Below are 20,567 nucleotides of genomic sequence, written 5' to 3'. Positions count from 1 at the left end.
AGTATTTGAACTCTTAATACAAATTTAACTTGAATATACCGAAAAACATTAAAAAAATTGCAAAAAATGTCTTAGAAAATGAGGCACAGGCAGTTTTAAAATTAATAGATTATCTGGACGACAGTTTTGTGGCCTGCGTGGAAGCCATTTTGGCCTTAAAAGGGCGCGTAGTGGTAACCGGCATAGGAAAAAGCGCCAACATTGCCGCCAAGATCGTAGCCACTTTAAATTCTACCGGCACGCCCGCTTTATTCATGCACGCTGCCGATGCCATTCACGGCGACCTTGGAATGATACAAAACGAGGATTTCGTGATCTGCATTTCCAAAAGTGGCAATACTCCGGAAATAAAAGTGCTGGCTCCGCTCCTGAAACGCAAAGGCGCGAAACTGGCTGCATTGGTCTCGAACGTAGATTCTTACCTGGCTAAAAATGCCGATTTTGTGCTGAACGCCACCATAGAACGCGAAGCCTGCCCCAACAACCTCGCTCCTACTACCAGCACCACTGCACATTTAGCGCTAGGCGATGCCCTGGCCGTTTGTTTGCTCGAATGCCGCAATTTCTCTTCCCGCGATTTTGCTACCTTGCATCCGGGCGGTTCTCTGGGCAAAAAACTGTACCTGAAAGTAGAAGATATTTACCACCAGAACGCCGCGCCACAGGTTCCGGAAACAGCTAATTTAAAAGAGATCATTATTGAGATCTCTTCGAAAAGGTTAGGCGCCACGGCGGTTTTAGATTCAGAAACCAAAAAATTGCTGGGCATTATTACCGACGGCGACCTGCGGCGCATGCTCACGAAATTCGACCTGAACGAAATTCCGCAGATAACGGCCAAAGCTATTATGACGGCTGCGCCGCTTACAGTAGAAACCGACACGTATGCAGCTGAAGCACTGGCTTTGATGCAGCAAAAAAATATTACACAATTAATTGTCACAAAATCTGGTATCTTTGAGGGGTTTGTGCACCTGCACGATCTATTGAAAGAAGGTTTGGTTTAACATGAATATGAATAAAAATACCTATGCGGTAATAATGGCTGGTGGTATTGGCAGCCGTTTCTGGCCTTTCAGCCGGACCAATAATCCGAAACAGTTTCACGATGTTTTGGGCGTGGGCGAAAGTATGCTGCAACTCACTACCAACCGTTTAGCAGAGATCTGCCTCCAGGAAAATATTTATGTAGTAACGAATAAAGATTACCGCGAACTGGTAGCCGAACAATTGCCGTTTTTAAAACCGGAGCAAATTCTTTGCGAACCGATCGGCAGAAATACGGCGCCGGCCATTGCGTATGCCTGCTACAAAATTGCCAACCTAAACCCGGACGCCAATATCCTGGTAATGCCTTCGGATCATGTAATTCTGAAAGAGGAAGCGTTTAAAACCACCGTGTTAAAAGCGCTGGAAGAATCTGAAAAAGACGATAAACTGATCACGCTGGGCATAAAACCAAACAAACCGCACACCGGTTACGGCTATATCCAATTCATAGAAATGGGCAGCAAGGAGCTGAAAAAAGTAAAGACCTTCACCGAAAAACCGACCTTGGAAATTGCCAACATGTTTCTGCAAAGCGGCGATTTTGTGTGGAATTCCGGCATTTTTATCTGGAACGCGCAGGCTATTCTGAAAGCTTTTAAACTGCATTTAGGCGAAATGGCCGAGATCTTCGAAGACGGCAATAACTTTTACAACACCCAGCACGAAGACGAATTTATTACCAAAGCTTATTCCCACTGCCGCAATATTTCTATTGACTATGGCATTATGGAAAAAGCGGATAATGTATATGTGCTGCTCAGCGATTTTGGCTGGAGCGACCTCGGCACCTGGGATTCTTTGTACGGCATTGGCCAGAAAGACGAAGCCGGCAACGTGGTAGATGGCGATGTGATGCTTTACGACGCGAAGAACAACATCATTAAAACGCCAAAAGACCGCCTGGTAGTTATTCAGGGTTTGGAAAATTACATTGTTGCCGAATTCGATAACGTGCTTATGATCTGCAGCAAAGACGAAGAGCAGAAAGTAAAAGAATTCGTTTCAGATGTAAAAGCTAAAAAAGGCACCGCTTATATTTAGCAGTTTTTGCACCGAAAACGGTACCGTTTTTATACGAAAAAGTCAGGCTGTTATGGTCTGACTTTTTTGCCTTTTAGGGATAGCGTTTTTCGAGATCAGGAATCGTTATTTCGTTTATCGACAATTTGAATTCTTTTGTTATATTTGAAAGAACAGATGTTTATCTTCACTGCATTTCGGGAGCGATAATTATCAACTATTTATTAGTTATTATTTAAAATAAAAATATGATAGAAGAAAATTTCAAGATCGAGTTTGGTATAAATAAAATTGGAATTCTTACTTCTGTTGACGACGCAATTAAAGAAGAACAATATCACTGTATTGAATGTGATTCACAGTTAATCCTCAAAGAAGGTAAAATTAGACAGAAGCATTTCTCACATATTCCTTATCAAAATTGTAATGGTGAGACAATCCTTCATAAAACAGCAAAAAGACTAATCTATGATGTTATTACCAAAAATCGTAAAAACGAATGCTCAATTAACTTAAAAATACACTGTGATAATTGTGATAAACTTCATATTTTCAATATTAAGAAAGGTAGTTTTTCAGATGCTATGGAAGAAGCTAGAGTTGAAAATTTTGTTTGTGATGTTGTAGGATATAGAAATGGTACTCCTTCACTAGGAATAGAGATATTTCAAACCCATAAGGTTAATGATAAAAAAAAGGAAGATTTACAGTTGCCATGGATTGAGTTAAAAGCTACGGATGTAATAAGCAACCCATACGAATGGATTCCAACTCAACACAGATTATCTAGAAACCTATGTTCGTTATGTAAGATTGAGAGCAATAGAATTAAAGAACTTTGCACAAAGTGGAATATAGATCATAAAATTTATAGTACCATTAATAAAATAAATCATTCAAAGTATTTAGCAAGTACTATTAATTGCTGGAAATGCAAACATGAGATACCAGTGTTTTGGTGGAAGGGAGTTCCTTTTGCAAAGGAAGCACCTCCACAACCATCTCCTTGGACCATAAAAAATATATTTTCAAAAGCTTTTGGAGGAAAATATTTTGCCAATACCTGCCCAAATTGCAATAGTGTGCAAGGTGATAATTTTATCTTTCTAAATTCAAATAGCCCATTTAATAAACTTCCATTAGATAATGGAAAGATAAAAGAAGTGAATATTGTCAACGAAGTCAGAAGTGTAAATCATAAAGAAGATATAGAGGATATAGTAAAAATAATGTTTCGAGGTTCAAGGGAATGGTAAAATCAGTAATTCAACAAAACATTCACAATCCTTTTATTTAGTGCAGGTTTGTAATACAATAGTAATCATTATTTCTTTATATAAAATTTACAGAAAGAAACCGATAGTGGTTTTCTCTCAGATTTTTCACTCAAAAAGCACTATCCTTTCACAATAAAAAGTCAGGCTATTGTAACCTGACTTTTTTGCTTTTTTAGGATAGCGTTTTTTGAGATCAGGAATTGTTTGTGCAGCTTACTGGCAGTTAAATTCTTTGGTTATCTTTGGGAAACATACGGTTAGCTGGTGGAAGGCAGTTCTATAACTCCAACAACCCACTGCATTATTTTATTTTTACGTGAACATAGAAGAACAGATCCAGGCCTATATTTCCAGTCAGCCGGAGCCAAAACGCAACGATTTGCAAGCGTTGCACAACACCATGCTACGCGTAATGCCTGGGTATAAATTATGGTTTCTGGATGGTAAAAACAGCGAAAATAAAACGGTTGCTAATCCGAATATTGGCTACGGACTTCACACCATAACGTATGCCGACGGAAAGACCAGGGACTTTTATCAGATTGGCCTCAGTGCAAACAAAACCGGCATTTCGGTCTATATCATGGGCATAGATGATAAGACTTATCTGGCCAGAACGTATGGAGAAAAAATTGGCAAGGCGAGCGTTTCCGGGTATTGCATTAAATTCAAAAAGCTGCAAGATATAAACCTGGAAATACTGGAAGCCGCAATCCGCTCCGGAATTGAAAATAAGCACGCGTAGAAATCAACAACAGAGCATCTGAGATTTAAAGAAACGTTAACAGCTTCAAACGCTACCTTTTCCCAACAAAAAAGTCAGGCCATAAAACCTGACTTTTTTGCTTCAAAACGATATCGTTTTCAGGCTGAAAACTGCTTACCAGTTCTTTGTTTATCCCAGCGCAAAAACCAGTAGAAAAATAAATCCGGCTACAGCCAGTAAACCGTGCCCCACCGCCAGGAATTTCGGGAAGGGTTTGCCGGAAATATCGCGGAAGAACATATACGTGCCGCCGAGTGCAGCCAGCACAAAGAGCACAATACTTTCAGTTGGGCTCGGGCCGCCTTTCAGGGCATAAATAATGAGCAGTACCAAGCCAATTGCCGCCAAAGGGCCGTGAGTGAAAACAATAGCTTTGGGCGTTTCTTTGCCTTGCAACACAAAGCTTAGCAGGTACATACCAAGCAAAGCGGCCAGCGCAAAAAATCCGATAGAGGCGTAAATAAGGGTCATATTTTTATTTTTTAGTGTAGTTTTTAATTCAAAAGGATTACAAAAGTTAGTTCCGGATTTTATCGAAAGTCAGCTTAACAGCATCCGGTTCAGGTTCATTTTTCAGATCTTTTCCATAACCCGGTTCACCATTGTATCGCAGTAGATCAGGTTAAATTCGTAGACGGCGGCTTTGGGGTACCAGCTTTCAAGTTGCTTGCGGAGAATAATTTTGGCGCGGTTCAAACGCACTTTCACGTTCGCTTCCGAAATGTTGGCAGCTTCGGCGGTTTCCTGCACGTTCATTCCTTCCAGTTCGCGGAGCACAAAAACGGTACGATACACCACTGGTAACTTTTCGATGCATTTTTCCAGCACCTGCCCCAGTTCGCGGTTCAGCACTTCGTGGCGGGCATCGGAAAACGGTATGATTTGGGGCTGTAAAACTGCTCCGGTACTAACCGGTTCGGAAAATTCAGCATTTATCTGACGGCTGTTTTTCTGCGCCAGTTTATAGCATTTGTTCAGCATAATGCGGATGAGCCAGGTTTTATACGTGGAACGGTCTTCGAATTTGTGCAGATTCTGAAAGGCGGCAATGTGGGTTTCCTGCATCAGGTCCTGCACATCGTCGTGCCCGAAACCGTAGGCGCGGCCCACTTTATAAAGCGCACCATTGTAACGCCGGATCAGGATTTCGAAATAGTCTTTTTCGCCGGCAATAATCTTCCGGATCGTTTCAGATTCGGGAAATGTTTTATTCAGGGTTTCGGGATCGTGCATGGTTCAGGATTGGGTTTTATCGTTTTTCAGGGTGCCGATCTTGTATTTTAAGACCAGCTGCCCGCCTAAATAATTACCGGCAATTAAAAGCAACAACAGAAAAGCTTTCAGCAGAAGTTGCGGAACGGTAGCGTAACTAATTTCCGGCGCTTTGTATTGCAAAATAGCCAACACCGTGTAGCCGCTCAGCACCAACACATTCAGGCCGCCGTGTATTAGTCCGGTGCGTTGGCCCGTGGCTTTTTCTTTCGGAATGCGACTCAGGTCGATCAGTCCGGCGAAAGCGGCCAGCCAGCCGAGCAAAACGCCCGCTGCCAGCACATAAAAAGCTGCATTGCTAAAGCTCAGATCATGCCGGTAATAACCAATAGCCGCAAACGCAAACTCCACCGGAAAAAGCGCCGAAGGAAAATGAACCAGAATGAGATGCGGCGGATGGTAATCGAGTTTCATGATGCAGCAGTTTAGTCTCCGGAATTTAAAAAAAACCAACAGCTTTTTCAGCCAGGAAAGCAATTTTCATCCTTCCCCTGAAGCCATTTCCCCTTTGAGTAGACTAACCGCCAATAAGTTACAATGTTTCTTCAGATTTTATTTTTCTTACAGAAAATCAGCACGTTCCATTTATATTTTTGCAAATAAAAGTAAATATAAAGTTCGTTACTATTCCAAAAGCCGGAGCGGTTGCTTTACAACAATTTACCCGAATCCATCAGGAAAGCTCTTCCGTGCGGCAGCACATGCATCACGATATTCTCCAGGCAAAATGGTTCGCCGGCTTGCAGATTTTTGTAATTATTTTCCTTTAAATGTCGCCCGTCAAGCACTATTACCAGCCCAGAGCCAATAGTTTCTATATGTTCCCCACGGGAGATCAGGATGCCGGTGTCTTCGCCGAGGCCAATGCCGATAAGCGAGGGATTTATGGCAATCGTTTCTATAAGGCGCGGAAACCGACGGCGGTTTACGAAATGCGTATCGATCACAATTTCATTCAGAAGCCCCAGGCCGTTGCCCAAAAACACGTTGCCTTTTACCAGATGTAGAATTCCTTGCGAACCTTCTATCATTACGCTGGTTAAAGCCATGGCACCCGCACTTGTACCCGAGATCAGGAATTTTTCTTCGTTGTAATACCGTTCTTTCAAAATTTGCAGCGCCTGCGTGTTTCGGAAAATTTCGGTGATCCGGTTCTGGTTGCCACCGGTAAACATCACGCAATTGGTTTTCTTTAGCCGTTCCAGATATTCCGGATTATTAACATCTTCTTCAGTTTGAATATGCAACATACCCACGTTATCGCAACCTAAAAGCACAAAAGCATCGAAATATGCCTGCCCCATTTCTTCGGGAATCAGCGAAGCCGTGGTGATTACTTCTATGCGCGTGCCCAGACCATACAATTCATCGTGAATGCGTTTCAGAATGCCGTGTTCGAAAAACCGGACGTTTTGCCGCAAATGTGCTTCGGCGGGAGCCGGAACAGAACCTTTGTCTTCGTTGCCGCCAACGGCAACAATTTTACCTTTCGGGGTTTGCATATCCGGTTTTACTGTGCAACTTATATTTTGATAACTCCGGAAATATGAAATGGTTTTAATTTCCGGAAAACGCTAGGATTTTAGCTCTGAAAAGTCTGCCTTTAGCATTGCATTTTTCCGGAACAAACGCTAACTTCCCTTTAAGATTGCAAACAATAAAAATACGCATGATGTTTATATAGCAGGCATTTTTGCTCCCCGGAAAATAAACTCAGCCTTAAACATGTAATTGCCATTGAATAAACCGAACACATACAAATTAAATCAACATATTATAATGAGCACATAATCTAACCTTTAATGACGCATCTGCTCCCAATATTTACTTCTAGAAAATGGAAAGCCTTTAATTTCTCTTTATTAAGAGTTTTATGGTTATTTATTGTTTTAAGTAAGGTATCAAATGTTTTCGGACAAAAGGAAACGGCCAACTGGTTTTTTGGCAGCGGGGCAGGCTTGGATTTTAATGGTTCTGCTCCCGTGGCTACTACTAATGGCTCTTTGCATACTCTTGAAGGCTGCTCTTCTATCAGCGATTCTACGGGTAAACTTCTTTTTTATACTGACGGGGTAAAGGTATGGAACAGAATGCACCAGGTTATGGCGAATGGAACCGATCTCTGGGGAAACTGGTCTACCACCCAATCGGCATTAATTGTGAAACAACCCTCCCTGGACTTGTACTATATATTTACGGTAGATTTTCAGGCAGGAGCTTTCGGTAATTACGGTGGCCTTGCTTATAGCATTGTAGATATGCGGCTGGAAGATGGTTTAGGCGCCGTTACCACCAAAAACACCCCGCTGCTTACTCCTACTGCTGAAAAAATTTCTGCCGTGCACCACAGAAATGGAACTGACGTTTGGATCATGACCCAACAATGGGGAAGCAACGCCAAATATGCCTGGCTACTCACCGGCAACGGCTTAAACCCCACGCCCGCAATCAGTAGATTAGGCATCGTCCACAACAATCCGGTGAACGGCAACGGCCAGGCGCAGGGGCACCTGAAGTTTTCGCATAACGGCCAGAAAGCAGCCAGCACCATTACCCACAATGGCTTAATTGAACTATACGATTTTGACAACAGCACGGGAGTGCTTAGCAACCTAAAGACCTTAAATATGGATGATGGGTATTATGCGTTGGAATTTTCACCCAACGATAGCATTCTATACACCACTTCCAACACCAAGCTGTACCAGTTTCATATAGCACTGCCAACTGAAAAGCAAATATACGATTCCCGCTTTTTACTATATGAAATTCCGGTTACGCCTACGGCTTTCCTTTTTGGAGGCATGCAACTAGCCCTGGATTCGAAGATCTACCTGGGAAAAAGGAACGCGGAATCGCTTGGCGTAATTACTTACCCGGACTCCCTGGGGCTTTCCTGCAATTACCAGCATACGGCTATTTTCTTAAACGGACGGCGCAACTCGAGTGGGCTGCCAAATTTTGTACAATCCCTCTTTTCCGATAGATTGAAAACCCCTGACCCAATCTCTAATCCTGGCCCGGCGGACACAACCACAACTGTAAGCCAAAACCCCGGAATTTACATTACGCCCCTGCCCTATACTCCAAACTATAAAATTGTAGTGCAGGATCCGGAATTAAAATACGTGGAAGTTTACCTGTATAATGATATTGGCCAGGTAATTTTTACGCGAAAGGAAAATAACCTTTCCAAAAAATTCACCACGGAATTAGATTTAAGCCGATATGCGCGATCCATTTATTTCGTGGTGGTTTTAACTAATAAGGGTAAAGCGATCAGAAAAATAGTAAAGTTCTGACCTACCTTTTGCCATGGTTCCCCGCAAAAAAACGCTACCCTTTCCCAACAAAAAAGTCAGGCCTGAGAACCTGACTTTTTCTGGTTAAAACCATACCATTTTCAAAGCCGAGGGAAGAAAAAAAAAATATTTTTCAACCTTCAGGCAACGCAATTTAAACCGGCTGCATTAAGACAGTTGAAAGCCTTTAGCAGATGATCCCGTTCAGCAAAGAATTTACCGGCCAGTGCAAAAAAGAAGACCAGAAAGCCCAGAAAGCGCTTTTTGAGAAACTTTATGCGCCCATGTATCGGGTTTGTTTCCGCTATATCGGGCGACAGGCTGAAGCCGAAGATTGCCTGATGAAAGCTTTTATGAAGATCTTTCAGAAGCTGGAAAATTTTGAATGGCAGGGTGAACAAAGTCTCTTTTTCTGGATCCGGAAAATAATGGTGAATGAAGCGCTGATGGAACTACGCCGGAACAATTTGCTGCTACTGGTGCAATCGGAGAACTTGCCGGAAGAAGCCGAAGAAACCAATGCCATTGACCAGCTTTCGGCGGAAGAGCTCTTTAGTCTGATCACGAAATTGCCTGACGGTTATCGCACCGTTTTCAATTTGTATGTGGTGGAAGGTTATTCGCACCAGGAAATCGCCCAGATGCTCAGTATCAGCGAAAGTACCAGCAAATCGCAGCTGCTAAAAGCCCGCACCCGGTTAAAAGCAATGGTAGAAAAAATGAATAATGTGTATGGAAGCTATGCAGGATAAACTGATCCGGGAAAAACTAAACAGCCTCGATTCGTTGCCGGAAGGTTACGCGCCATCGCTGGATTCGAAGTGGGAATTGCTGCGCACCGGCAAACCGGAAAAGCAAAAAACGCCGCTTTATTTCTGGTTCGCCGCCGCCGCTTCTTTGCTTTTGCTGCTCGGTTTCGGCTTCGTTTTCTGGCAAACCGAAAAACCAGAAACGGTAAAAACGCTTGCCAGAAAGGAAACTTCAACTGAAAAATTCTCACCGGAAATTCCGGTTCAGGAAGTTATTCAACCAGCTTCTAAACCTGAAAACCCACTAATTGCTAAAACCGGAACGGCGCAAAAAAACGATAGGGTTAAGCGGCCAAAAACTGTTGCTTCTGCTCAGAAAACGGCAATTCCGGCAAAAGATTCGGTTTTAGCAATACCTGTTCCAACGCAAATTCAAGAAGAAAAGGCGCCGGTTTTACTTGCGGAAAATTCTAAAGCAACTGCCAGGAAAAAGAACCGCTACGTTGAACTCGATTTCGATGCGCCGGAAACGCCGCAACGCTTGCCGCAACCGGTACAAACTGCGCAACTACAATTAAAAATTAAACTCTGGCCGCAAACCTCCGACCTCGACCGGACTTCCGCGCAAGGCCAGAATCCGCTGCGGTTACAACATACTTTCTGACATTTTTTAGATCATCCTTTTACTTTCTTTCAACTATGAAAAGCATAAATTCTTTTATGTGCCTGTTGTTTATTGCCTTTACTTTTCCGGTTCTGGCGCAGCAAAAAACCAGTTTTTCCGCCGATCAGGATACTGTTTTGATCCGCTTACAAGGCCGCAACCAGGTGCATATTATTGGCAACCGCCTCAGAACCTTAGCCACTTACGAGCGTGCCGATTCTTTAAAAGCGTCCTTCTTTTCCGATCTGGATAAAAGCCTGCAAAACAACGCATTTCCGGAATTGCCGAAACGCATCCATTATTTTGTAAGTCCGGAAGGCAAACGCCGCTTAAAAGCAGAAATAAATGAAGAGTTTGCCGCAAAATTCGATCTTGGCTACGAAAAAAACCGGATGAACCTGGACCTGCCGCCGCTGCATTACACCATTTACGATCTTCCGGAAAACGTGGAAATGCATTTCTTTCTGGAAGATTCTGCCACTTTTGAGTTGGCCACCACCACCATGCTGAGCCCGGCGCTGCAAAAAGTGAAAAACGAAGGTAAAAAAGCCAACCTGCTCTCCACCTACCGCCTGGAAAAAACCGGTTTCGGATTTGAACGCCGCAACCCTAAAAAGACGAACGTGGTAACATTAGAATTTAACGGTGGTTTAGGCGCTATGCTCTTCGGCAGCCAGCCTTGCCCGGTTATCAGCTACGAACTTTACTTGACGCTGCCCAGCAGCCGGTTTCTGAAACAGCGTTTCGGGGGCTCTTACAACGCCTTTATCCTCACCGATTTTAAAGATGGTAAATTCGAAAACCTGAATACCGGTACCCACCTGAAAGGTTATTACCAGTTCAAGCTTAATTCTACCGGTCAGGCGGACAGCTGGCTTGGGATAAGTGCTGGTTACGTAGACACCAAAAGATCTACAGGCTTGAAACGCAAAGAACTGGCCTGGGGCCTGACCTGCACCCAAAGCCGCAATAATTTTTCCGCCGATTTTATTCCAGTTGGCAATAAAGAATCGTACTTTTTGTTCACGTACAAACGCTTTATTCTTTAATAAAAAACCAGGCAAAAACGGTATCCTTTCAGCGCAAAAAAGTCAGGTTTAGAAGCCTGACTTTTTCTGTTTCTTTCCCTATCCTTTCTCCGGAACAAATGTGGCGTAAAGTTTAAAAGCTGAGGAATTCTTTTGTTACATTTGGAAACGGAACTACTGCTATCTAGCTAATGGTAGTTGGATAGCAGTAGTTATTACGGATATACAATAGTTGTATGGTAGTTGAAATAAGAAAAGGAATTTAAGTTTTGAAAGACTTTTTAAGTAACAAGCACTTTTTGTTCAGGTCCATTTACTTTTTAATGGTCTTTTTGATAATGGCTTGTAACAATCTTGAAAAAACTAAAGAAAAGGTCGTTGTTTTTTCAGTAAGCAACAATAGTGAAAGGGAGAAAAAGATTTCGTTTGAGATGACTGTTGACTCTTCCTTCTTATTTTTTAGTCAACTCCTTTATTCGGATATACCCGACGAAGCCACAGTATTTAGGCTTAAAACTCAAAACGAAAGAATTAAAATTAATTTAGAGGAAAATTATTTTAGTTTAAAATTAGATACTTTGATTAACCTTGAAAAAGATACATCACATATCTTAGTTCAATTTACCTATTTGCCTGATACCACAAGATTAAAAAAATTTAATAAGGCTGGGTTAGAAGTTGATAGTTTAATCATTAAAACCCAAGTTCCAAGGTTAAGTTTGAAAAGAATGGATTATTGGTAACGACTTAAAAAACCAACATACAACAAAAGCTAAAAACCATTAAAACGTTTTTTAGCCCAGACGTTACCAGCAAGTTTAAGACCGCCAAATATCGTGCAATGCCAATAAAACCACCAGCTAAACTCTTTATACTTCCCGCGCTGCTTTGGTTACTCATGCCGGCAGTAAAGGCCCAGCAAACGGACTTTAACAGCCTTTTTACCCAGGCTGATGTGGTGCTGAGTGGCCATGTAATGTCGATTGACGGAACACTTGGTACTGAAGATCTGGGCACCGAACAGTACCTTGTGCAGCTAAGCATCGATAGTATTTATAAGCATACCTTCCCCATACCCGATCACAAAACTACCCGTATTGGCTGGGAGATCTCCAACCTGCTTTGTAGGGAAAAGCCTATGAAGAAATGCATAAGCAAATACCAGGACGGCAAATGGATCTTTTTTTTGAAACACGCAAGCTTTATGGGACCCGAGGTTTTACCCGAATCCTGCATCCGGCCATTCAGTGAAGCGAATGCACAACGCATGGTGGAACTTCAACAGCAACATGCAATTCCCATTGTGCATTTTAACAGGGACAAAATATGCGATGCCAGCTGTGAACTCTGTCGCCACGTGAAGGTATGCGACTGGAAAAAGGTTGAAAAATATGTAGCCAAACACTGCAACGACCGCAATAGCCCTAAATGGATGCAACACCAAAGGATCAAATGGATATTGGACGACAGAGCAATTTTACTCAGCCTTCCTTCTTCTATGGGTGTGCGCTATATGTTCAGCACCGACTCGGGAGAAGTGGAAGCCTACATTAATTTCCAGGTAGGATATTACAAAGCATACACCCCGTGGATCCCGCACATCCTGAGTTCATGGTTCAATTGGGATCTATACAAAAACTTCACTGTTGAAAAAACGGATACACTGATATTACGCTCTTTCAAACCACATACCCAGTATAGCATCGAATACCTGTTCTACGAAAAAGCAAATTATACCCGCATGCTTACCGATACATCCAAGGTCAAGTTTTTCGGCCCCAATATGCCCCTGGCCGACAGGGATGTATTGCTGGCTGCAGTATTTGACGGTGAGCTGCGTTTGTATGAAGACTATAAAACTATGCCCATTTACGTGGAGTGGTCGAAACAATATATTGATAAACTGCTTGCTGAAAAAAAAGTATACCTCTTGAGTTTAATGGCTTCGCATACCATCCCTGAAATTGGCATGTATAGCCTGCACGCATTGCGCCAGCTCAACGATGTGCGCTGCATTCCTTTTCTGATCCGCTTAGCCGACTATAGAAAAACGCTGCCCAGGGCCCTATATGAAACCTATCAGGGACCGATCAGGAATTTTAGCGACTCCCTCCTGTTTACCCTGGATTTTTTTACCGGAAGCAAAACCTACCCGCAAAAGATCTCATATGGTGGTTCAAACGACTATTTCTATACCGATCAATGCATTGCTATCTGGAGAAGCAGGATCCGCGAAGAGGATTAAAGGTGAAGGACAGTTGAGGCGCACTGACGGGACGGACATGCGCACACGGGTGGGCTGTGGGCATGGAACACTGAGTGGCACCCACAGCCCCCAAATATTATTGCAGAGACAAAATGAATGAAACAGGACCACCTGCAGGTAACAGCACATTTGCAATAGGCGGGGTTTCATTCTCTGCAGACAGTTTTGTGGTAGCCGAAAGTTTTGTGCTTCGCAAAAACATTTGTGGTAAAAAGCCCGGCCATCGCAAATCTGTAAAACGTTATATGCAATAAAATGAAAATAAAAAAAATCGGCTTTATAGTCTCTTTTATTTTAAGTTGCCTAATAGGTTGTAAACAAAGCCAAGTTAAAAAACAACCATTTGATGAATTTATTTCGCAATTAAACCAAGTTCAATTTCCCTATACCTACAACTCAAAAAAACACTTACCTATTAGTTCTCTTTCCTCAAATACTTTTGACGCATTGCATTTTAATTCTGGTCCCACATTATATGATCATTTTGGTTATTTCTTAAGTGATAGTGGAACTGTGCACGTTTTATCTATGCATTCTGGCGACTTCTTTCAAAGTCTTACTATTACAACTTTTGATTTGAAAGGAAATAAATTATTTGAAGCAGACCTTTCATCCGAAAATTGTGTAGGCTCCCCTCCAATAGGCTTTAAAAGTTGTGATGAGATTATTAAGATTGATCAGAATAAGACAATTAGTAATATTTCAACTAAAATAATTTCAGGTAAAAAACAACAAGATAGTCTATTGACTACAAGTTATAAAATGAAATTATGGAATAATGGAAAACTCAAAAAGAACAACAACATATAACCAAAGCTAAAAATCATTAAAACGTTTTTTAGCCCAACCGTTAAGTAAAATTCAAAATCAAAAGTTAGTACCCGCTCAACGGTTAAAGATCAGATAAAAAACGATATCTTTTCCCAACAAAAAAGTCAGGCCGTAAAACCTGACTTTTTCTTATTAAATCTATAGCATTTCAAAACCTGAAGATCATTTCCAGATCTTCAAATCGAAATTACTTCTGTGATAAACGCTGCTTCAGCACTTCGAAAAGCATAATGCCGCTGGCTACCGAAACGTTGAGCGAAGAAATTTTACCTACCATCGGAATTTTAATGCGCAGGTCGGAGCGTTTCAGATATTCCGGCGAAATACCGTCTTCTTCCGAGCCCATTACAATCGCTAAAGGTCCGGTCAGGTCGAGGTTTTCTTCCAGGCTGTGCTCCGCTTTTTCGGTACAGGAAACGATCTGAATACCGGAATTGTGCAGGTAATCGAGCGTTTCTTTTAAATTATGCTCGCGGCAAACCGGAATCCGGTTCAAGGCACCGGCCGAAGTTTTTACGGCATCGCCGTTAACCTGCGCCGCGCCGTGGCTCGGAATTACAATGGCATCTACTCCTAAACATTCAGCATTACGCGCAATGGCGCCAAAGTTACGCACGTCTGTAATGCGGTCTAAAACCAATATCAGCGGATCTTTGCCTTCATCGAAAAGCGACGTTACAATATTGCCCAGCGGCAGATACGTGATCATGGAAAGATACGCCACCGCACCCTGGTGATTTTTGCGCGTTAAGCTGTCGAGTTTTTCTATAGGCACACTCGCAATAGGCACGTGCGCTTTGCGCGCCAGCTCGGTAATATCCTGGGTAACAGTGTTTTTCTGCCCTTTCTGCAAATAAATGCGTTCTATGGTCTTGCCGGCCGCCAACGCTTCCAGAATAGGCCGCAGCCCGAAGATCATTTCAATTTTATCGGCATTGTCCTTTTTAAACGGCGGACGGCGGTTGCCTATTTCGCGATAGTTCCTTTTCTCCATTGTTCTACCATTTCGTACCAAACCTGCTCATAATACGGGCTGCGCACGAGTTCATAATGATTTTGCGTAAAGGTATTCTCTTTTTTCAAGAAAATGAACCGCGCCTGGTTATGATTAAAATTCGGCGCATAGATCCATTCTTCCCGGTTGCTGTAACGCTTCACTTCTTCCGGCGGCCCGAAAATTAAATAAAGCATGCCGCGGTCGGTTAACCAACCGGCTTTATGGGCGGTAAAAAAGCGGTTTGCAGCCGTTACGCGCTCATAATAACTTCTTATTAACCTCCGGGCTTCGTTCTGATTAGGCGTTACATCGAGCCAGAATTTATCTACGGCTGCTTTCGGATCCTGGGCGGCATAAAGTTTATTGCGTTCTTCGGCGGTGGTTAAATAAATAAGCGGCTGAATAAGATCCTGCGCCGAAACCAGATCAGGAAATGAAGTGCTTTCTACTAAAATTCCGCCCACAGTTTTACCGCCAATTTCTATACCATATAGCCCTGTTTCCGGCAACGCAACCACATTATCCAGAAAAGGCAATGTTTGCAGTTTTTTGAGCGTTGGGGCTACCGTTTTTTCCTGCAAAGCCATAGGCGGCAGCGCGGCCCCGAAAACGGATTCGTAGCGCTGCAATTCGCCGGGTTGGGCCACCCCAAATTGCGCGATCAGGAAAAGTTCGTTCTGGCGCACATAATTCCGGAAAAGTAGTTGGTTGGTAGCTGCATCGGCTAAAATATAAGGCTTCGTTCCTTCGCTGGCCGAAAGCCGGATATCGTGGTACAAGGCATTTTGCGGATCGTTGCGCAAAGCCAGTTTCAGCTGCAACACCATCGGGAATTTCAGTTTGGCAACCGGCAGCTTAAAATTGAACGTTACGCCATCTTCCGTTTTCAATATCCTGCTCCCTGCTTTTCTAACCGAATCTGTCAAGATAATATCAGACTCTTCGTAATTCAGAAAACCAGCATAAGAAACCTGCAGATTTTTCGGAAATGAAAAGAAAGCGGCGTCGGTAAATTTCAGATAAACGTGCAGGCTGTCGCCTTCGCGGCGCAGATCGTGCTGTACGGCGGTTTTGCTCTGATATTCAAAACCCTGGTTGAAGCGCGAAGGCGCAGGCATTTTACTACAGCCAAAACTGAAAACTAAAATGCAGGCAGCAAGAATCTGAATTAAATTTTTCATACAGTGATTCGAATACGCAAAATTGCTTCCTTTAAACGGAAAAAGCCGGCGTTTAACCCGACTTTTTCTACTTAAAATGATACCGTTTTTACATGCCTTGCATATTGCCGTAGTAGCGCTGGAACAAGGTATTCAGTTCCACGGCTTTCTGCTGCATGCCAAGCTGCTGGGCAGCCATTACCAACTGCTGCATGGTAAACAGGTTCAGCTGAATTTCGTTGTCGAAGCGCGTACCCTGCGTAAAGTAATAATCCAAGGCACGTTGCGTACGCTTACCCATTACATCTATGATCTGGGCAGCTTTATCGCGTTCGCCAACTTCGGCCAAAGGCAACAGCAATGGCGGCGTATAATAATCATACGGAATAGATTCGTCCGGCAATACTTTAAAGCAATGATCCAGCACTTCTTTGGCTTTTGCTTTATCGCCGGCTTTTAAATATTCAGTTGCCAAACGGCCAAACATATTACGGGCATTGCTCGGGAAACGCAGGTAATTCTCGTCGTAGAAAACATTCGGGTTATCCATCTGGCGCCACTGGAATTTCTTCATGATATTATTATACATGATATCTTTCTCCACGTAACCCAGATCGCCTTGCTGTTGATTCCGAACCGGCACAATGCGGTAAGCCAATCCTTCCAGCTGTAAATAAGGATCCAGGTTCAGGAAGTCGGAAGTATTTACGGTAGTAGAGAAATAAACCGGACGTTTCCAGTTGTTATTTGCCAAAATATCCAGAATTACCAGGTGTTTTTTCTCCAGCGCCGAGCGGCCCACGTTAAAGTTCAGCTGCGGCACAATTTCCGCCTGACGATCTGCCGGAACGGCGTTGTTTTGAATTACCGCGTTACGATCTACGTTGAGGAAGAAGGTTTTGGTTGGGAACGACATGAACGAACGGCCTCCGGCAGACTGTACCTGCAAACCTTCGTAATTATCTTTTACCAGTTTAATGAATTGCTTCAGGTCCATGCCGTTTTTCACCACTGCTTTTTCTACAAAAGGCAGGTAATCGTTAGTGCCCTGGCGGTAATTCGGGTTTTCCAGGGAAATTGGCAACGGATCGGATTTATAACTCTGGCGCTTCATCTGATCAACGTACCAGTCGGTGTTCAGGTAACTTAAAACGGCTACGCGCACGTCAGTTCTGATTCCTTCCACTTCCTGGGCGTACCAGAGCGGGAACGTATCGTTATCGCCGTTAGTGAATAAAATAGCGTTTGGCGCACAGCTTTGTAACAAGTTTATAGCTGAATCTACGGAATGATAACGCTCAGAACGGTTGTGGTCATCCCAGCCCTCGGCCGCTAAAATGGCCGGTACAGAAAGGCCTACCAGCGTTGCGAGGGCAGCACGGGCAGTTTCGCTTTGCATCATTTTTTGTAACGCAGCCGCTATACCCATTACTCCCAAACCGATCCAGATGCTGAACGCGAAGAAGGAACCGGCAAAAGTATAATCACGCTCACGCGGTTCGATCGGTGGCTGGTTCAGGTAAAGCGCAATGGCAATACCGGTAAAGAAGAACAATAAACCTACAATAAAAGCATCGAAACCGTTGCGGCGAATGTGGAAGATCAGGCCAATAATACCTAAGATGAGCGGCAGCGCGTAGAAATTATTACGGGCCATGCTGTCTGCTACGCGTTCCGGCAGGTTTTTATCGCCTTCGGCTGGCCATAAAACACCCGACTGCTGCACATCGCCTTCGCGGCCCACAAAGTTCCAGAGGAAATAACGCCAGTACATGTGGCCCAGCTGGTAACGCATCAGGAAAGAAAGGTTTTGGCCCATCGTCGGCTTTTTGCCTTCCTGAATATTTACCCACTTTTTATACTCCTGAATGTGGCTTGGCTGGTTGCTGTAAATACGCGGCAGCAAAGCCATGTCTTTCGGGTTATAAACCGGTACCGTTTTATAATCTACAATTTCGTATTTGTCTTTGCCTTTAATGTAGCGCGGATCGGTTTTCTCTTCGTCAATAATTTCGGCGTTGAACTGCGGTCCGTAAAGCAACGGACGATCGCCATACTGCTCACGTTTTAAATAAGATACAAAGCTCACAATGTTTTCCGGGTCGTTCTCATCAATGGTCGGGTTGTAAGCCGAACGGATCGGGATCATGAGATATGAAGAATAACCGATCAGGATGAAAACGAAGCAAAGCAAGGCAGTATTAAGCCAGCGCAGGTTTTTGCGGTAAGAATAAGCAAATGCAAAATAAAGGGCTGCCAGGAAGAACAACAGGAAGATGATGATACCCGCGCCGAACGGTAATCCCATATTATTAATAAAGAATACTTCGAAGCTTCCGGCCAGCGAAGGCAGGCCCGGGATAATACCCCAAAGAATGAAAACTATAATTACCGCACTTATAATAAATGTAGCCAGGGCACCTTTGCGGCTTGCTTTGTGCTTGCGGTAGTAATAAATAAATGCCAGCGAAGGAATAGCCAGTAAGTTCAGTAAGTGAACCCCGATGGAAAGACCAGTTAAATAAGCGATCAGGATCAGCCATTTATCGGCGGTTGGTTCTTCCGAACGGGCTTCCCACTTTAGCATGGCCCAGAAAACGATGGCCGTAAAGAAGGAAGACATCGCGTAAACTTCTGCTTCTACGGCTGAGAACCAGAACGAATCGGTGAAAGTAAAAGCTAAAGCACCCACCGTACCAGAACCGATCAAAAGCCAGGTCTGGCCGGCAGTTGGTTCAGTAAAGCGGTCGCCGATCAGCATTTTTCTGCCCAGAATGGTAATGCTCCAGTATAAAAACAGTACCGTAAACGAGCTCGAAAGCGCCGAAAGCAAATTCACCATGAATGCTACGTTGGAAGGATCGGTAGCGAACATGGAAAACAGGCGTCCGATCATTAAAAAGAAGGGTGCTCCCGGCGGATGCGGTACCAGAAGTTTGTAAGAACAGGCAATAAATTCACCGCAATCCCAGAAGCTGGCTGTAGGTTCCAGCGTTTTAACGTAAACAAAAGTGGCAACCAGAAAGATGATCCAGCCGGCCAGGTCGTTGATCCGTTTATAAGTACGCATTAAGTAGTGTTTAAATGAACCGCCGAAATTAATAAAATAAATAAAATATATGGGTTCTTAACGCGGTTTAGATGCGATTTATTTTGAACAAAAAAAGCCCCGCGGTCTGCGGGGCTTAAAAAATGGTATGCTTTTGAGGCTAAAAAGTATTAGCGCTGCACAATAAGGCGTTTGGTTTCGATCATTTTATCGTTTGCGATCAGGCTGTAGAAATAAAAGCCAGCCGGCATTCCGGTTAAATCTACCTGCACGCGGGTTTCGGCGGTAGCTTTGTTCAGATCTACAGTTTTTACCACTCTACCAATAGCGTTTGAGATCCGGATCTTATAATCTTCGCCGGAAGCTTTGGAAAGCGTAAAATAAATTTCGCCGCGGCTCGGGTTCGGATAAGCATCCAGACTAGCGGTTACTTTGTCACGATCGGTCTGCGTCTGCGGTTTTGCAACTGCACCATTGGCAGTAGAACCAGAGCAAACACCCGTCATAGCAAAGGTATGCAGCGTGAATATAAAAAAGGTTAAACCAAATATGCGCGTAAAGATTTTCATCATGTAGTAATTTAAAATGTATTGTTCTTAAAAAGCAGCACCCTGCTTAATTCTGTTAAATGCATTACAACTTCTGTGCCTAAAAATACTGACGCCGGAATGACCGGTTTTGTTGCACGCATCTGATTTTTCTAAAATTAAAATTTAATTTCTTCATAAACAAATCTGTTACCGGTTAAGTTTGTCAACGTTCCCTTTTCTTTTGCACCCATTTCTTGCCTCTTTCTTCCCTCCGAAAAAAGAGTACAATCTTTCCTTCCTTATTCAATTGAAAAAGCGCTTTGCTGCCGGCTTCTAAAACCACCCTTCCCTCCTTTCCCGCTGGCAGTGCAACGGGATGACTGCCTGTTCCTACAACCAGTATCTTTGCATAGTACAATTCAATAAAAACCTTTCCACCAGCTTAGTTTCGCTCTTCACCCGCTATTTATTGCCCTTTCTCACCTTTTCAGCCATTCCATTTAGCACTTTAGCAACAAATTAATTGCACTCCTGAAACAGCCCCTTGCTAAAGTACAACTCCCTTTCCAACCCGGCGTTAAAACCCATATATCACAAACAAGCAAA

General features: G+C 43.3%; 19 protein-coding genes. 11 read left to right on the top strand and 8 right to left on the bottom strand.

Annotation, left to right across the window (positions count from 1 at the left end):
- Positions 1-29 precede the first annotated feature (29 nt).
- From ACFPIB_RS12170 to ACFPIB_RS12155, 4 genes are all read left to right on the top strand, one after another.
- The gene (locus tag ACFPIB_RS12170; protein ID WP_378017736.1) at positions 30-1,007 is read left to right on the top strand and encodes a KpsF/GutQ family sugar-phosphate isomerase; all 978 of its coding nucleotides are present in this window, start codon (positions 30-32) and stop codon (positions 1,005-1,007) included.
- A gap of 7 nt (positions 1,008-1,014) precedes the next feature.
- The gene (locus ACFPIB_RS12165) at positions 1,015-2,091 is read left to right on the top strand and encodes a mannose-1-phosphate guanylyltransferase (protein WP_378017735.1); all 1,077 of its coding nucleotides are present in this window, start codon (positions 1,015-1,017) and stop codon (positions 2,089-2,091) included.
- A gap of 227 nt (positions 2,092-2,318) precedes the next feature.
- Positions 2,319-3,326 carry a competence protein CoiA family protein gene (locus ACFPIB_RS12160; RefSeq protein WP_378017734.1) on the top strand — a complete coding sequence of 336 codons (1,008 nt, stop codon included), beginning with the start codon at positions 2,319-2,321 and terminating at the stop codon, positions 3,324-3,326.
- A gap of 337 nt (positions 3,327-3,663) precedes the next feature.
- Positions 3,664-4,092, top strand: a complete 429-nt coding sequence (locus ACFPIB_RS12155; protein ID WP_378017733.1) for a DUF1801 domain-containing protein — start codon at positions 3,664-3,666, stop codon at positions 4,090-4,092.
- A gap of 150 nt (positions 4,093-4,242) precedes the next feature.
- Here ACFPIB_RS12155 and ACFPIB_RS12150 read toward each other — a convergent pair whose 3' ends face one another.
- The 4 genes from ACFPIB_RS12150 to ACFPIB_RS12135 form a co-directional block, all read right to left on the bottom strand.
- On the bottom strand, positions 4,243-4,584 hold the full coding sequence (locus ACFPIB_RS12150; RefSeq protein ID WP_378017732.1) for a hypothetical protein: 342 nt from the start codon (positions 4,582-4,584) through the stop codon (positions 4,243-4,245).
- Positions 4,585-4,686: 102 nt separating this feature from the next.
- A complete protein-coding gene (locus ACFPIB_RS12145; protein ID WP_378017731.1) occupies positions 4,687-5,346 on the bottom strand; it encodes a sigma-70 family RNA polymerase sigma factor in 660 nt (219 codons plus the stop codon).
- Between the two features lie 3 nt (positions 5,347-5,349).
- Positions 5,350-5,799: a DUF2231 domain-containing protein gene (locus tag ACFPIB_RS12140; protein WP_378017730.1), complete on the bottom strand. Its 450-nt coding sequence runs from the start codon at positions 5,797-5,799 to the stop codon at positions 5,350-5,352.
- A 236-nt stretch (positions 5,800-6,035) separates the two neighbouring features.
- Positions 6,036-6,887 (bottom strand): cyanophycinase, encoded by an 852-nt coding sequence (locus ACFPIB_RS12135; RefSeq protein WP_378017729.1) that lies wholly within the window; start codon positions 6,885-6,887, stop codon positions 6,036-6,038.
- Between the two features lie 300 nt (positions 6,888-7,187).
- On the opposite strand from ACFPIB_RS12135, the gene ACFPIB_RS12130 reads away from it, so the two are divergent.
- The 7 genes from ACFPIB_RS12130 to ACFPIB_RS12100 all read left to right on the top strand — a co-directional run bounded on the left by ACFPIB_RS12130 (position 7,188) and on the right by ACFPIB_RS12100 (position 14,204).
- Positions 7,188-8,687 (top strand): T9SS type A sorting domain-containing protein, encoded by a 1,500-nt coding sequence (locus ACFPIB_RS12130; protein ID WP_378017728.1) that lies wholly within the window; start codon positions 7,188-7,190, stop codon positions 8,685-8,687.
- A gap of 194 nt (positions 8,688-8,881) precedes the next feature.
- On the top strand, positions 8,882-9,439 hold the full coding sequence (locus ACFPIB_RS12125) for an RNA polymerase sigma factor (protein ID WP_378017727.1): 558 nt from the start codon (positions 8,882-8,884) through the stop codon (positions 9,437-9,439).
- Positions 9,420-10,100, top strand: a complete 681-nt coding sequence (locus tag ACFPIB_RS12120; protein WP_378017726.1) for a hypothetical protein — start codon at positions 9,420-9,422, stop codon at positions 10,098-10,100. Before ACFPIB_RS12125 ends, ACFPIB_RS12120 begins: the two co-directional genes overlap by 20 nt.
- A gap of 35 nt (positions 10,101-10,135) precedes the next feature.
- Positions 10,136-11,149 carry a hypothetical protein gene (locus ACFPIB_RS12115; RefSeq protein ID WP_378017725.1) on the top strand — a complete coding sequence of 338 codons (1,014 nt, stop codon included), beginning with the start codon at positions 10,136-10,138 and terminating at the stop codon, positions 11,147-11,149.
- 248 nt (positions 11,150-11,397) lie between these two features.
- Positions 11,398-11,871, top strand: coding sequence for a hypothetical protein (locus tag ACFPIB_RS12110; RefSeq protein WP_378017724.1), 474 nt, complete (start codon positions 11,398-11,400; stop codon positions 11,869-11,871).
- A gap of 155 nt (positions 11,872-12,026) precedes the next feature.
- Positions 12,027-13,373, top strand: coding sequence for a hypothetical protein (locus ACFPIB_RS12105; RefSeq protein ID WP_378017723.1), 1,347 nt, complete (start codon positions 12,027-12,029; stop codon positions 13,371-13,373).
- A gap of 276 nt (positions 13,374-13,649) precedes the next feature.
- Positions 13,650-14,204 carry a hypothetical protein gene (locus tag ACFPIB_RS12100; protein WP_378017722.1) on the top strand — a complete coding sequence of 185 codons (555 nt, stop codon included), beginning with the start codon at positions 13,650-13,652 and terminating at the stop codon, positions 14,202-14,204.
- Between the two features lie 208 nt (positions 14,205-14,412).
- Here ACFPIB_RS12100 and rlmB read toward each other — a convergent pair whose 3' ends face one another.
- The 4 genes from rlmB to ACFPIB_RS12080 form a co-directional block, all read right to left on the bottom strand.
- Entirely contained in the window at positions 14,413-15,219 is an 807-nt protein-coding gene (rlmB, locus tag ACFPIB_RS12095) for a 23S rRNA (guanosine(2251)-2'-O)-methyltransferase RlmB (protein WP_378017721.1), read from the bottom strand.
- Complete coding sequence (locus tag ACFPIB_RS12090; protein WP_378017720.1) at positions 15,192-16,403, bottom strand: GWxTD domain-containing protein; 1,212 nt, start codon at positions 16,401-16,403, stop codon at positions 15,192-15,194. The genes rlmB and ACFPIB_RS12090 overlap by 28 nt, the downstream gene beginning before the upstream one ends.
- A gap of 88 nt (positions 16,404-16,491) precedes the next feature.
- Positions 16,492-19,452: a glycosyltransferase family 117 protein gene (locus ACFPIB_RS12085; RefSeq protein ID WP_378017719.1), complete on the bottom strand. Its 2,961-nt coding sequence runs from the start codon at positions 19,450-19,452 to the stop codon at positions 16,492-16,494.
- Between the two features lie 149 nt (positions 19,453-19,601).
- Positions 19,602-20,003, bottom strand: a complete 402-nt coding sequence (locus ACFPIB_RS12080; protein ID WP_378017718.1) for a T9SS type A sorting domain-containing protein — start codon at positions 20,001-20,003, stop codon at positions 19,602-19,604.
- Between the last annotated feature and the right edge of the window lie 564 nt (positions 20,004-20,567).

This window comes from Adhaeribacter terreus, assembly GCF_042657365.1.
GTDB classification, from domain to species: Bacteria; Bacteroidota; Bacteroidia; order Cytophagales; family Hymenobacteraceae; genus Adhaeribacter_A; species Adhaeribacter_A terreus.
The sequence above is the reverse complement of the archived record's forward strand: the minus strand, read 5'-3'. Positions and strand labels throughout refer to the sequence as shown.

Excerpts from the sequence above, each read along its gene's own strand:
- ACFPIB_RS12100 (WP_378017722.1), top strand. The coding sequence starts at position 13,650 with ATGAAAATAAAAAAAATCGGCTTTATAGTCTCTTTTATTTTAAGTTGC.
- ACFPIB_RS12135 (WP_378017729.1), bottom strand. The coding sequence starts at position 6,887 with ATGCAAACCCCGAAAGGTAAAATTGTTGCCGTTGGCGGCAACGAAGAC.
- ACFPIB_RS12125 (WP_378017727.1), top strand. The coding sequence starts at position 8,882 with ATGATCCCGTTCAGCAAAGAATTTACCGGCCAGTGCAAAAAAGAAGAC.
- ACFPIB_RS12080 (WP_378017718.1), bottom strand. The coding sequence starts at position 20,003 with ATGATGAAAATCTTTACGCGCATATTTGGTTTAACCTTTTTTATATTC.
- ACFPIB_RS12130 (WP_378017728.1), top strand. The coding sequence starts at position 7,188 with ATGACGCATCTGCTCCCAATATTTACTTCTAGAAAATGGAAAGCCTTT.
- ACFPIB_RS12160 (WP_378017734.1), top strand. The coding sequence starts at position 2,319 with ATGATAGAAGAAAATTTCAAGATCGAGTTTGGTATAAATAAAATTGGA.
- ACFPIB_RS12120 (WP_378017726.1), top strand. The coding sequence starts at position 9,420 with ATGGAAGCTATGCAGGATAAACTGATCCGGGAAAAACTAAACAGCCTC.
- rlmB (WP_378017721.1), bottom strand. The coding sequence starts at position 15,219 with ATGGAGAAAAGGAACTATCGCGAAATAGGCAACCGCCGTCCGCCGTTT.
- ACFPIB_RS12165 (WP_378017735.1), top strand. The coding sequence starts at position 1,015 with ATGAATAAAAATACCTATGCGGTAATAATGGCTGGTGGTATTGGCAGC.
- ACFPIB_RS12115 (WP_378017725.1), top strand. The coding sequence starts at position 10,136 with ATGAAAAGCATAAATTCTTTTATGTGCCTGTTGTTTATTGCCTTTACT.
- ACFPIB_RS12085 (WP_378017719.1), bottom strand. The coding sequence starts at position 19,452 with ATGCGTACTTATAAACGGATCAACGACCTGGCCGGCTGGATCATCTTT.
- ACFPIB_RS12140 (WP_378017730.1), bottom strand. The coding sequence starts at position 5,799 with ATGAAACTCGATTACCATCCGCCGCATCTCATTCTGGTTCATTTTCCT.
- ACFPIB_RS12105 (WP_378017723.1), top strand. The coding sequence starts at position 12,027 with ATGCCGGCAGTAAAGGCCCAGCAAACGGACTTTAACAGCCTTTTTACC.
- ACFPIB_RS12150 (WP_378017732.1), bottom strand. The coding sequence starts at position 4,584 with ATGACCCTTATTTACGCCTCTATCGGATTTTTTGCGCTGGCCGCTTTG.
- ACFPIB_RS12090 (WP_378017720.1), bottom strand. The coding sequence starts at position 16,403 with ATGAAAAATTTAATTCAGATTCTTGCTGCCTGCATTTTAGTTTTCAGT.
- ACFPIB_RS12145 (WP_378017731.1), bottom strand. The coding sequence starts at position 5,346 with ATGCACGATCCCGAAACCCTGAATAAAACATTTCCCGAATCTGAAACG.